The organism is Thermosipho affectus, assembly GCF_001990485.1.
Classification (GTDB): Bacteria; Thermotogota; Thermotogae; order Thermotogales; family Fervidobacteriaceae; genus Thermosipho; species Thermosipho affectus.
This window is the reverse complement of record NZ_LBFC01000007.1, coordinates 1-13,185: the sequence shown is the minus strand read 5'-3', so window position 1 is coordinate 13,185 and position 13,185 is coordinate 1. Positions and strand designations below refer to the sequence as shown.

Here is a 13,185-nt window from a genome sequence, read left to right as displayed (position 1 = left end):
TTTTGTGGTAGAATATACTTGAGGTGATTTTATGATTGAATTTTCTTTAATTTATAATGCAGTGAAAGATTTGTTTGAAATTGGTTATCCAAATGAAAATTTAGAGAGGCTCGCTAATTTATTGAGAGAAAAACTTAATATAAAAGAATTAGGACTTTCTTTATACGAAGAGAGAAAGAATATTTATAGAATAATTGCGGGAAAAGATGTTGGAAAAAAGGTGCCTGCAAATGATAAAGATGTTATTCCTTTGTATTTTGGTGACAAGAAAATAGGTGCGATAATTTCAAATGAAAAATTTGAAAAGAATGATTTTTTTGATGAATTTTCAAATATTTTTGGGCTTGTATGTGATTTGTTTTTGATTGAAAAGAGAAAGGAAAAATTGGAGAATATTCTACAACTGACGGACATTTTTGAGAAGAGTCAAGATTTATTTGAGTTAAAGAGAAATTTTGTTGAAAAACTTTCCGAGTATTTGCCGAGTGATCTTATTGTATTGGTTGGAAAAAAAGGGGAAGATTTTTTTGTGGAATATTCTCAGCCAAAAGACTTTGTTGGGAAGATAATACCGGGTTTTTCTGATTTTTCCTTTTTTGTTTTTAAAAAACAACCACAGATTTTGATAAAACCTAGTGTTAATTTTATAAATTCTGATTTAGTTGTAAAATCTTTGATAAGTGTACCAGTGGATGAAAAACAATGGCTTGTTTTTATTAATAAAAGACATGGAGAAGGTTATATTCCAGATAAAAGTTATGAAGATTTTGATTTGGATTTAGTAATTTCTGCTGTAAAGAGGTTTAACTTGGCTATTTCCAGACTTGTATTCTATGAAAATTTAAAATCTGAAGTGGAAAAATTAAACGTATTAAAAAAAGAGCATGAAAAATTGATAGAGGGCCAGAAAGAACAACTAAGGAAGATGAGTATAGTCCATTATTTGAGCCAGGCGATGAGAAGTAGTAATGACCCAAATAATGTTTTAAAAATTTTCTTAATTGGATTGACATCGGGAAGAACACTGGGATTTAACAGAGCACTTCTTTTGTTAAAAGATAATGAAAAAAATGCGTTGATAGGGAAGGCGTGGATAGGTCCTGCTAATGAAAAGGAAGTTGACACTATTTGGAAAAAAGCAAATCAAAGAGCGATGAAGTATGCAGATATTGTTCAATATTTGAGAGAAGAATCGTTGGGACTTGATCTGAACAACGAGTTAACTCAGAAAATAAGAAATAAGATTTTTCCATATAGATCTAGTAAATTTTTGGAAAGAGCTGTTTTAAGGAGAAAAATAGTACATGTGAATAAAAAGGTTTTAGTGGAAGAACTAGACTATCTTGTTCCTTTATTGGATACCGATGAATTTGTAATAGTACCTTTGATTGGAAAGAATGACACAATAGGTGTTGTAATATTGGATAATAAGTATTCAAAGCATAAAATTTCGAATGTAGATGTGGAAATTTTAAGATTAATATCGGATAGTGCAGGACTTGCCATTGAAAATTCGTTGAATTATAAAGAATTAAAGGATAAGACTATTAATTTGGAAAAGCAAAAGAATTTAGTGGAATTTTTAAAAGAGTTTTCAGAGCTCATTTTACAAAATTTATCAGCAGCAGTTATTGTAATCTCGAAGAATGGGAATATAAGCGAGTGGAATTCGCGCGCAGAGTATTATTTTGGTAGAAATAAGGAACAGATGATAGAAAAAAGGTTAGCAGATTTAGGATCTGAATTTGAGGATATAGAAAGCATGGCCTTTGAAGTTTTAAAGATGAAGGAAGAGATAAAACTTTCAAATTACCTAATACCCGTAATGGGACAGGAAAAATACTTTGATGTTTCTATTTCTCCACTTTGGGATGCAGAAAGGATTTTAATAAAGGGTATAATAGTTACTTTTGAGGATGTAACAGAAAGGGTAATTTTGGAAAAAGAGAGAAAAAAACAGGAAAAATTAGCTGTACTTGGTGAAATGGCTGCGAGAGTGGTTCACGAACTTAGAAATCCCATATCTGTTTTAGGTGGGTTTATAAAAAGACTTGAAAAGTATATAGATGATGAAAATAAAAGGAGAAAATACATAAAAATAATATCAGATGAAATTGTTAGATTAGAGGGAATTGTGAGTGAAATTTTGGAATTTAGTAGAGATAGGAGGATAACAGAATTTGTCCTCTTTAATTTAAATGAATTAATATCCGAAGTTTATATTTTACTAGAGGATAAAATAAAAGATAAAAATATACTTTTTGAATTCAAAGCCGATGAAAATGTTGAAGTGTATGCGGATAAACAGAGATTAAAACAAGTTTTGATAAATTTAATTCAAAATGCTATTGATGAAACACCATATGGTGGTAAAATATCAATTGAAGTAAAGAAATGTTTAAACACTGTAAAGATTAAGGTTTGGAATCAAGGTACTCCAATTCCCAGGGATATCTTGGAAAAGTTATTTATTCCATTTTTTACAACAAAAGTACATGGAACGGGATTGGGTTTGCCAATATGTAAAAAAATTATAGAAGATGAACATGATGGAAAAATATGGGTTGAACCTGATGAAAATGGAAATGCATTTATTTTTGAATTACCTTTAAAAGATGAGGAGGAGTAAAATGCAGGAATTTTTGTTAAAATCAAAGATACATATGGCACGTGTGACGGATAAAAGTATCAATTATATGGGGAGTATAGGTATAGATATAGAACTTTTGGAAAAGTCCAATATTAAACCATATGAATTGGTCTTGGTAGCGGATGTGAACAACGGCCAGCGCTTTGTTACTTATACAATCCCTGAAGAACGAGGAAGTAAAAAAATAGTGATAAACGGTGCTGCTGCGAGGTTAGTAGAAGAAGGTGACAGGGTAATTATTATGGCTTTTGGTGTGTATTCTGATGGAGAATATAAAGGTCCAAAAGTTTTAATAATGGATGAAAACAATGAGGTAGTGGAAATAAAGGGGGATTTATGATGTACTGTGGAAATTTTGAAAAAAACTTAGAAAAGTGTAATTGTAGTTATCCTGGATGTCCTAAAAAAGGTAAATGTTGTGAGTGTATAGCATATCATAGGGAACGTGGAGAGTTACCCGCTTGTTATTTTACGGATGAGGAAGAAAAAACATGGAATAGAAGCATTGAATATTTTATGACTAGGAGACGCTAAAAATGGTATATTTTGGTCCTGAAAAGTTGAGACCTTTAATGAACGAAGTATTTAGTTTACTCGAAAAAGATAAGAATGTGTTGATGGATTTTTTGTATAAGTTTGAAGATGTACTAGATGTTTTTCATAAACATCTAATACTTGTTACAGTGGGATCTAATGGTATCTTTTTTTTAAATGCTGGTTATAATCCAGATGGTAAGTTCTTTTTTGGAGTTTCACTTAGTAATCCGTTTTTAAGAACACCATCACTTTATAAAATGGAATATTTTAATGAAGATTTTGAAAATTTATATATAAATAGTTTTTCAACAAGAAAAATTCCATTTATGACTGCGGGAATTTTAAAATTCCCAATAATGACGCATTTTTTAGCACTTGGTGGTGAAAAGTCTCTAATTTCAAAGGAATTGTTTTCAGAAGAGGTTTCTGGAAAAAGTTGGCTTAATTTTTCCAAAAAGGTGGATGATAAGACATATGATGAGCTTTTAGCTTTAAACGGGAAGAATTACTATTTTTTAAAGACTTTTTTAACAGATGATGGGGTTTATTTTGTAGGTATTGGAGAAGGAGAACATAAAAATTTATACGCAGAATTTTTTTCATTTTTAAGAAATAAGTATAAATTTCAGCCTGGTAAATATTTTCCTATTTCTGATATGAAAGACAAAGTTATTGGAATGTTTAAAGTAGATTTGGAAGATTTGAAAGAAAAATGGAGATATGTGGAAAGTTTTGTGGATGATTTTGAAAAGTTTAGAGGTTTTGTAAAGGATTTGGGGGGATAGTATGTTAAAAGTTGAAAGTGTTGAAAATGTTCTTTCAAAGATTCCTGGGGTTGAGGCTGCAAAAGTTGTCATTGAAAATGATCAAGTTGTAGAGATACATGTTGTCGCAGATGATGAGAAAAGCCCCAAACAACTTGTAAGGGATATCGAAACCGTTTTATTTGCGAGTTTAGGTTTGAAGATTGATAGAAAAGTGGTTAGTATTGCTCAGTTAAATTTAGGCATGGAATCCTCAAAGATCATTCCTTATAGATTGACAGATATAAATGTCCAGGAAAAAGAACGAACATTAAGTGTAAAGGTAGAAATAACACATGGCCAGGAGGTTTTTATAGGGGAATTTGCTGGCCCGAAAACGCGCAAGAATATTCCAATAATTATTGGAAATGCCGTTTTAAATGCGCTTGAAAATATTCATAACTTTGCAATTTCAGTGGATGATTCTATTGAAGCAACAATTGCGGGAAAACAATTTATAATCACGCACCTTTCAAAAGAATACAATTCATATGAGGAAAGTATTATAGGGGCTGCAGAATTAAAAGTTGATAAATACACAGCTATTGCTGAGAGTGTGTTAGATGCATTTAGGAGGATATAAATGTATTACATTGAAACGTGGAAGCTTTCGGGAGATTTGAATATGGCAGTTGATTATGTTTTGGGGAAATCCAATGCTCCATTTTTTAGACTATATACTTGGAAAGAACCAACACTTTCATTAGGTAAAAATCAAAGTGTTGAAGATGTAGATTTTGATTTTTTGAGGGAAAATAATATAAAGTGTGTAAGAAGACCTACGGGTGGTAGAGCGGTATTGCACAAATATGAATTGACATATAGTATTGTTATTCCAAATGGACATGAGCTGTATAGATTGTCCATCATAAGTCTTTATAAAGCAATTTCGCAATTAATTGTAGATGTTTTAAATAAATTAGATGTGCCTGTAAGGTTAGTATCTCGAGGGATTCGCGGAAACACCAATGTGTGCTTTGATGCACCATCTTGGTATGAAATTGTTTTGGATAACAAAAAAGTAGTGGGAAGTGCGCAAATGAGAACTAGATCATTTGTTTTGCAGCATGGTTCTATTGTTTTAAAGACTATAGATAACGTTGATAGATGTTTTAAAAATACAAATCAAAAAATAGTTCAATATGGAATTGACCAATCTAAAAACATTGAAATTAACAGATTGAAAGAGTTATTGTATGAAAAATTTGATGAAAAATTTGGATTGATAAAGTTTCAAGATGTAGATAAAATTTTGAAATCTGCAGAGAGGGAGAGAAAAAAGTTTTGTTGTATATAATTGGAACGCCAATAGGAAATTTAGAAGATATAACTTTAAGGGCACTTAGAATTTTAAAAGAGGTAGATTATATTTTTGCAGAAGATACAAGAAGAGCATTGAAGCTCTTAAATTTTTATTCAATAAAGAAACCTGTGGATTCATACAATGAACATTCATCACCAAAAAAGATAGATAAAATTTTATCGATGTTGAAAGATGGGAAAAATATAGCTTATCTTTCAGATGCGGGTATGCCGGTAATTGCTGATCCAGGAACTGAACTGGTTAATTTATGTGTGGAAAATAATATTGAATGGGATGTAATACCTGGAGTAAGTTCCGTGCTAACTGCTATTGCTGCAAGTGGTTTTTATGGGAATAGGTTTGTTTTTCTGGGATTTATGCCTAGAGATAAGAAAAGAAGAAGGATTTTAAGAAAAATAAAAGAAAATGATATGTCAGATGTATATATTTTTTTTGAAAGTCCAGAAAGATTGGTAAAGACGTTAAACGATGTGTATGATATTTTAGGAAATGTAGAGATCTTTGTGGCAAGGGAACTTACAAAGGTTCATCAAGAATATTTTAAAGGCACAGTGAAAAGAGCTTTAGAAAGGTTCTCAGAAGGAGTAAGAGGCGAAATTACTGTTGTTTTAAAAGTTAATCATAAAAAAGGTTAAAAACTACATCTTCATGGATTTTTTATTGATTTTATTCCGGATAAAACATCGTATACTGTCTACAATAACATTTTATATATTTTCTTGAAGTTCATTGAAGATGAAAAGCTCTAAGATATGGAATTTTCTCAAAGTATAACGTTTTTCTAATATCTCTCTAAATAAAAGAGTAAACAGTTCTTTTAAAACCACCTAGGTCTACCCTTGAAAGTAGAATTTCAAGGAAGTTGTGGCAGAATATAGTTGTGAAATTTTCGATTAAGTTTGAGTGTTTTCTTTTTATTTTTGAAATAGGCTCAAAAACAGTTGACAAAAAATAATTATAGGTGTATACTTTAATCAACCCCGAGAGGCGGGGATTGTAAAAAGATTTACGAGGAGGCGTTTTTTTATGAAAGGTACAGTAAAGTGGTTTGATGCAAAAAAAGGTTATGGATTTATTACCAAGGAGGACGGAGAAGACATTTTTGTTCACTGGAGTGCTATTCAAACAGATGGATTCAAAACATTAAAAGAAGGACAAGAAGTGGAATTTGAAGTTCAAGATGGTCAAAAAGGTCCTCAAGCAGCAAATGTTAAACCTCTTTAATTTATAATTAAAGTAGGATTATAATTGGCCCCCGTAAGGGGGCATTAATTTTATTTAGAATCATTTGAACTAGAATTATTTGAAGAAGTACTTTTTTTGCTATCTGTTATATAGAATCCACTACCTTTAAAGACTATACCAACTCTTCCTATTGCCTTTTCCATTTGTGAACCGCATATTTCGCATTCGAGATTCAGTTGTTCTTTAAATGAGTGCAATTCAACTTTTTCGTTTCCGCATTTTTTACAAACGTATCTGTACAATGGCATTTTATCACCTCCTATTTTATTTTTTTACCCTTTATATTATCCAATATCATTAACTATAAGTCAAGTTTTGTAATATGATACAATTCTAATGAGGTGATTATATGGTATATGAAGTTGCAATTTCAAACTCAAGTTTTAAAAGGACTTTCTTTGTAAACTCTGATTTTAAATTGGAAACTGGCGAAAGGATTTTCTTAAAGTTTAGGGGAAAAAAAGAGATAGGTTATGTTTTAAAAGAAAATCCTGGAAAGGTTGAAGGTGAAGTAATAGGAAAGGTAGATGGTAGGAGTTTTTTAGAAGGGTGGTTTGTTGAAGCTTTGAATGAGGCTTCTAATTTTTTTAATACACCAATTGGTAGATTGTTTGATCTTTCCTTTCCAAAGGGGATAGAAAATTATTTTGTTGAAAAAGTGTTTTCTAATAACCCACTTTATGACTTTAATGGAATGGCAGTTAGAGAATTTATTGAAAGGTTTGGAGAAAAAAAATTAAAGGAATTTTTAATGAATGGAGTAATTTACATAGAAAAGGATTTTCAGTATAAGTTTCCAAGGCCAAGAAAAGAGTTATATGTCTTCTTAAATGCTTCACCTTCTGAAATTTTTGAAAAGAAACTTACCAAAAAGCAAAAAAAAGTTATAGATTATCTTCTTGTGAACAATTACACCACTTATTCAGAACTTAGGGAGTTTTTGGATATAAATAAGGATGTCTTATTACAGCTTGAAAGAAAGGGATTGTTGAGATTAAGTGAGGAATTTCCAAAGGATTTTGAAGATATAGATTTAAGCGAAAGTCAAAAAAAAATTGTTGAAGATATATTAAAGAAAAATAAATTAAAGGTATTGTTATATGGTGTAACAGGTAGTGGGAAAACAGAAGTTTATCTTTCTGTAATTAAAAAAAGCAATTTAAAGACGTTATATCTTGTTCCAGAAGTTTCATTGATAGAACAGACGGTAAATAGGATAAAATCAAGACTTTCTGGGAAAAAGGTAGGGATATTTCATAGTTATCTTACAAAGAGTCAAAAGATAGAGTTATGGATGAGAGCAGTAACGGGGAAGATCGATATACTTGTAGGAACAAGGAGTGCGTTCTTTATACCATTTGATAAAGATTTGATAATTGTTGACGAAGAGCACGATGATAGCTATTATCAAGACGGAGAAGTTGTTTATGACTTGATTTACCTTGTAGAAAAATTTCCAGGACTTGTAATCTTTGGTTCTGCTACCCCTAGATTGGAACACTACATGAAGGCTACAAGGAATGATATGAAACTTTGTACGTTAAAGGAGAGGTACGGGACGGTACTTCCGAAGGTTGAAGTTGTTGATATGAAAGAAGAAGAAAAAGTTATACCATATGTTTCAAAGAGTATTTTGAAAAATGTTAAGAGAGAACTGGAAAATGGAAAAAGTGTTATGTTTTTTGTTAGAAGAAAGGGATATTCTTTAATTATGTGTCAAAATTGTGGAAATGTATTAAAGTGTCCAAATTGTGATGTGGCATTAACTTACCATAAATCTGAAAAAAAATTGAAGTGTCATATATGTGGATTTGAAAGTGTTCCTGAAATTTCTTGCCCAATTTGTGGTTCTGCTCTTTTTTACGAAAAAGGAATGGGAACTGAAAGATTGGAAGGAGAATTGCAAAAAGTTTTTCCAGGCAGAAATATAGTAAGAGTTGATACGGAAGTGGTAAAAAATTACCAAAAATTTCAAAAGGTGTTGAAAAAATTATACGAAGGAGAAATTGATATTTTAATTGGAACAAAGATGATTACAAAGGGATTAGATGTGCCCACCGTGAGCTTAATTGGTGTTATTGATGTAGATGCAATGAGGAATATCCCAGATTACAATTCTTCTTTAAATCTTTTTAGATTATTAGTTCAAGTAATAGGAAGAGCTGGAAGAAAGGAAAAAGGGAAAGCTTTGATACAAACTTATGAAAGAGATAGTTTTGCCATAGAATATGCATTAAGACAAGATGTGGAAGGTTATTATGAATACGAATTAAAACAAAGGAAGGATCTAGAATATCCCCCCTTTGTAAATATTATTCAGGTTATTATTTATTCTAATAATAAGGAGCTTGGTCTAAAAAGTGCAAAAAAACTTGTACTTGAACTTGAAAATTTTAATCTGAAAATACTTGGACCTACCGAATTTTTTATTCCAAAAATAAGAAATAACTTTTTGTATCATTTTATAGTAAAAACGCATGATGTAGGTAAAACAAATCGTATTTTAAACGAAGTAATTTCAAAATATCCCACAAAGGTAAAGATAAGGGTTAATCCCCCGTCTTTATACGTTACTTAACCATGGAGGAAATTTCTAATTTTTCCTCTTTTTTTAATACCTTTTCTACATCTAGTATTAGTATCATCCTGTTTTCGAGTTTTGCTACACCCAATAGAAATTCTGATGATTGACCACTATATTCTGGAGTTTGATCAATTTGTTCGCCTGTTAAAGTTATTACTTCTTTAACATCATCGACTAAGAAGCCCATTTTCTTTTCATTTTCAAATCTAATTACTATGATCTTTGATTTTTCTTTGTCTTGAAAGTCCGGTAACATAAACTTTTTTCTGAGGTTTATTATCGGTATTACTTCTCCCATGAGGTTTATTATACCTTCAACAAAGTCTAATGAATTTGGAAGTTTAGTTGTTTTTTCGTATTCTTTTACTCTGTCGACTTTCATGATATCAATTGCAAATTCTTCATCACCAAGGATAAAAGTCAAAACTTTAAGTTCCATTCTTTCACCTCCATAGAAAAATTATATCATACAGGTTTTAGCTTTATGTGTCTTAGTTCTTTGTCGAGTTCAATTACTTCTACTTTTATTATATCATTTATTTTCATTTCTCTATTGAGAAGTTTTTTATAGATAAAGCCACTTTCTTTTAATCCAATATCTAAAAAAACACCAAAGTCTGTTATATTTGTTACTTTTCCCTTTAGAATTGTTCCAACTTTTAGCATTTCAAATGTTATTATATTATCGTAGAATATAGCTTCATGTGAGCTATTTCTTAAATCTTTTCCCATATTTTTAAGCTCATTTAATATGTAATCTAAAGTTAGATTTCCAATGTTGTATTTTTCAGAAATTTCTTTAATGTTTTGATTTTTTAATATTTCTTCGGCTATATTGTAATGTTCAGGGTGAATGCCGGTTGCCTCTAAAGGATTTTTTCCATCTTTTATTCTAAGAAATCCAGCACATTGTGTGTATGTTTTTTTTCCAAGTCCGTCTATTTCAAGTAGTTGTTTTCTTTCGGTGAATTTTCCGATCTTTTCTCTGTATTTTATTATTTTTTTTGCAATAGAAGGGGTTATTCCAGAGACATATTCTAAAAGTTTTGAAGAAGCACTGTTTAAATCTACTCCAACTAAATTTACCACATCACTAACTACATTTTTGAGTTCTTCATCTAGTTTTTTTTGATTAACATCGTGTTGATATTGTCCTATACCTAGTGACTTTGGATTTATTTTTACGAGTTCTGCCATAGGATCTTGGATTCTTCTTCCAATACTAACTGCACTTCTTATGGTTGGATCTAAGTCTGGAAATTCTTCAATTGCTATATCTGAAGTGGAATATACCGATGCACCTGCTTCATTTGAAAAAGTGTATTTAATATCTAATTTATGTTTTTTTATAAGAGATACTATGAATTTTTGGACTTCTCTTGAGGCAGTTCCATTTCCTATAACTACTAAATCAAGGTGATATTTTTCTATAAATTCTAAAACCTTCTTTTCTGAATTTTCAAAATCAAGGTGAGGAGATGTGGGAAATATAATAGCATAGTCTAATAGGTTACCAAATTCGTCGAGAATTGCAATTTTACATCCTGTTTTATTACCTGGATCAATCGCAATGAGCCTTTTGTTTCTTAGTGGTTTTGTTAGTAATAGTTGTTTTAGATTCTCTGCGAATACCTTTATAGCCCTGTCTTCTGCTTTTTTTGTTAATGTGTTTCTTACCCTTTTTTCAATTGAAGGAAATAACAATTTCCATCCCTTTTCAAGACCCTTTCGTATTATTTTATTTTGCTCCCATTTGGTTAGACTGTATAAGTATTCTTGGTGTTTTTTGTTAATATACAGTTTTACCTGTAAAACACCTTCTTTTTCCCCTCGATTAATAGATAGTATATTATGTTCTTTGAGATGTTTGATTTTCCTTTCAAATTTGTCGTATGTATCGTATTTTGTTTTTTCTTTTATCTTTTTTTGGCATTTTATGTGTCCATGTTCAAGTAAAATTAACTCTAACTTTTTTCTTATTATATCGTTATGTGCAAATTTTTGGGCCAATATGTCCGTTATTCCATCTATTATTTTTTCTTTCGTATTAAAAAGAGATGTATAGTGTGTTTTTATATCTATTTTTTGGTTTTTACATGCTTTTTCTGCAAGTGGGAGTAGACCGTTCTCTATTGCAATATCTGCCTTAGTTTTTTTTCTTTTTTTGTATGGAAGGTAGATATCCTCAAGCTCTGTTAAATTGTATGAATTTTGTATTTTTTTTCTTAACGAAGTTGTAAGTTTTCTTTCTTTTTCCAAAGTTTTGAGTATTTTTTTCTTTAGTTTTTCTACCTTTTCAAGATATTTGTACTTCTTTTCAATTTCTCTTAATGTTATTTCGTTCAAACCACCTGTTTGATCTTTCCTATATCTAGCTACAAAGTGTATTGTGTTTTCTTTTAGAAGACTTATTGCATTTTTTACTTTCCATTCTTCTAAATTTAATCCTCTGGCTATTATTTTTTCCATAAAATTCCTCCTTTTATTAATTATACCAGAATATGGTGTTGTCTAAGATAAAATAAGATAAATGGATTTTAATATCTTTATATGATTTTAATGTTTTTACATAAAGTTTTGTAAATTTTATTTTAATATAAAAATAGTACGCAATGTGGTATAATATATAAAGCCAAATAACGTATAAGAAGGAGGGGTAACATGAAAAAGTTTTTGGTAGTTTTGTTGTCACTTTTAGTTTTGGTGTCATTTGCAAAAACTAAAGTTGTGTTCTGGCATGCTATGGGTGGAAATCACGGAAAAACATTGGAACAGATTGTGAAATCTTTTAATGATTCTCATACAGATATAGAGGTTGAAGCTGTATATGTTGGAAATTATGGTGCATTAAGCCAAAAATTGCTTGCTGGCGCTCAGGCAGGAGAACTTCCTACGATTTCACAAGCGTATTCCAACTGGACTGCAAAGCTTATTCAAAGTGGTGTTGTCCAAAAATTAAATGGTTTTCTTTCGGATACAGAAATAGGTTTAACTAAAGAGGAATGGGAAGATATTTATGAACCTTTGAGAAAGAATTGTATGTGGGGTAATGATGTTTATGCAATTCCATTTAACAAGAGTTTGTATATGTTGTATTACAATGCTGATCTTTTAACCCTTTATGGTGTAGATATTCCAAAGTCTATCAACGAATTATATTATGCAGCTAAGGTTTTAACAGAAGATGTAGATGGTGATGGGAAACCTGATCAATACGGTTTTGGATTTAGAACTACTGCCGATTTGTTCCAAATTCTTTTGTCTTTGAGAGGCGGATCAATCTTGAAGTTTGTTGATGGAAAATGGGTTTCAAATATTGATAGTCCAGAAACAAGGGATGTTTTGAAATTTGTAAAAAAATTAATTGATGAAGGAATTGCATATTATCAAGGTGGGTATATGAATGATCCATTTGGTCAACAAAAAGTTGTTATGTATATTGGAACAATTGCAGGTAGAAAATATGTTGAAAGTTCGGTTAAAGGAAAATTTAATTGGAGTTGGGCACCAGTTCCTGTTTGGAAAACGAGAAATGTACCATTTGCGGGAACCGATGTTATTATGTTTTCAAATGCAACCGAAGAGCAAAAGAAAGCTGCATGGGAATTTATGAAATATCTTATATCTCCAGATGTTACAGCATTCTGGTCAGTAAATACGGGGTATATCCCAGTAAGAAAGAGTGCACTTGAAACAAATATATGGAAAGAAAATGTAAAATCTGATCCACTTGCTGAAATTCCTTTAACTCAAATTGATAATGCAGTATTTGATCCACAAATAGGTGTATGGTATGAAATAAGGAGTGTAGTTGGAAACATGTTTTCTGATTTTGTAAATGGAAAAGTTGATATGGAAACGGCAATAAAAACGGCAGATGATCAAATTAATAAGTATTTAGCCGAAGAATACGGAGAATAAAAATCTAATGGCTTCGGGTTTCCGAAGCCATTGTTTTTTTCTTAAATAAAATTTAACAAAAGGCAAGGGTTGACAGAAAAAGATAAGTATGGTAAATTAGAAGACGCGAGGTTGAGGAGGT

13 protein-coding genes are annotated in these 13,185 nt (G+C 30.8%); 10 read left to right on the top strand and 3 right to left on the bottom strand.

The annotated features are described in order from the left end of the window. Positions 1 to 31: 31 nt before the first annotated feature. From XJ44_RS02515 to XJ44_RS02480, 8 genes are all read left to right on the top strand, one after another. Positions 32 to 2,629 carry a GAF domain-containing sensor histidine kinase gene (locus XJ44_RS02515; protein ID WP_077197958.1) on the top strand — a complete coding sequence of 866 codons (2,598 nt, stop codon included), beginning with the start codon at positions 32 to 34 and terminating at the stop codon, positions 2,627 to 2,629. A gap of 1 nt (position 2,630) precedes the next feature. Further along, entirely contained in the window at positions 2,631 to 2,990 is a 360-nt protein-coding gene (gene panD / locus XJ44_RS02510) for an aspartate 1-decarboxylase (RefSeq protein WP_075665491.1), read from the top strand. After that, on the top strand, positions 2,987 to 3,184 hold the full coding sequence (locus XJ44_RS02505) for a DUF6485 family protein (RefSeq protein WP_077197957.1): 198 nt from the start codon (positions 2,987 to 2,989) through the stop codon (positions 3,182 to 3,184). Before panD ends, XJ44_RS02505 begins: the two co-directional genes overlap by 4 nt. Before the next feature lie 2 nt (positions 3,185 to 3,186). Continuing rightward, positions 3,187 to 3,972 (top strand): DUF4895 domain-containing protein, encoded by a 786-nt coding sequence (locus XJ44_RS02500; protein WP_075665489.1) that lies wholly within the window; start codon positions 3,187 to 3,189, stop codon positions 3,970 to 3,972. Position 3,973: 1 nt separating this feature from the next. Further along, a complete protein-coding gene (locus tag XJ44_RS02495; RefSeq protein ID WP_075665488.1) occupies positions 3,974 to 4,573 on the top strand; it encodes a heavy-metal-associated domain-containing protein in 600 nt (199 codons plus the stop codon). After that, positions 4,574 to 5,287, top strand: a complete 714-nt coding sequence (locus tag XJ44_RS02490) for a lipoate--protein ligase family protein (RefSeq protein ID WP_077197956.1) — start codon at positions 4,574 to 4,576, stop codon at positions 5,285 to 5,287. Next, a complete protein-coding gene (gene rsmI / locus XJ44_RS02485) occupies positions 5,275 to 5,949 on the top strand; it encodes a 16S rRNA (cytidine(1402)-2'-O)-methyltransferase (protein WP_077197955.1) in 675 nt (224 codons plus the stop codon). Before XJ44_RS02490 ends, rsmI begins: the two co-directional genes overlap by 13 nt. Before the next feature lie 391 nt (positions 5,950 to 6,340). Then, positions 6,341 to 6,538: a cold shock domain-containing protein gene (locus XJ44_RS02480; RefSeq protein ID WP_075665485.1), complete on the top strand. Its 198-nt coding sequence runs from the start codon at positions 6,341 to 6,343 to the stop codon at positions 6,536 to 6,538. A 50-nt stretch (positions 6,539 to 6,588) separates the two neighbouring features. Here XJ44_RS02480 and XJ44_RS02475 read toward each other — a convergent pair whose 3' ends face one another. After that, on the bottom strand, positions 6,589 to 6,807 hold the full coding sequence (locus XJ44_RS02475; RefSeq protein WP_075665484.1) for an FmdB family zinc ribbon protein: 219 nt from the start codon (positions 6,805 to 6,807) through the stop codon (positions 6,589 to 6,591). A gap of 101 nt (positions 6,808 to 6,908) precedes the next feature. On the opposite strand from XJ44_RS02475, the gene priA reads away from it, so the two are divergent. Continuing rightward, the gene (gene priA / locus XJ44_RS02470; RefSeq protein ID WP_077197954.1) at positions 6,909 to 9,137 is read left to right on the top strand and encodes a replication restart helicase PriA; all 2,229 of its coding nucleotides are present in this window, start codon (positions 6,909 to 6,911) and stop codon (positions 9,135 to 9,137) included. On the opposite strand, the gene XJ44_RS02465 is transcribed toward priA, so the two are convergent. Next, on the bottom strand, positions 9,130 to 9,582 hold the full coding sequence (locus tag XJ44_RS02465; RefSeq protein ID WP_077197953.1) for a chemotaxis protein CheW: 453 nt from the start codon (positions 9,580 to 9,582) through the stop codon (positions 9,130 to 9,132). The genes priA and XJ44_RS02465 overlap by 8 nt on opposite strands. Positions 9,583 to 9,608: 26 nt before the next feature. Continuing rightward, positions 9,609 to 11,612, bottom strand: a complete 2,004-nt coding sequence (locus tag XJ44_RS02460; RefSeq protein ID WP_077197952.1) for a helix-hairpin-helix domain-containing protein — start codon at positions 11,610 to 11,612, stop codon at positions 9,609 to 9,611. 192 nt (positions 11,613 to 11,804) lie between these two features. Between XJ44_RS02460 and XJ44_RS02455 the strand changes: the two genes are divergently transcribed. After that, the gene (locus XJ44_RS02455) at positions 11,805 to 13,064 is read left to right on the top strand and encodes an ABC transporter substrate-binding protein (protein WP_075665480.1); all 1,260 of its coding nucleotides are present in this window, start codon (positions 11,805 to 11,807) and stop codon (positions 13,062 to 13,064) included. Positions 13,065 to 13,185: the final 121 nt, after the last annotated feature.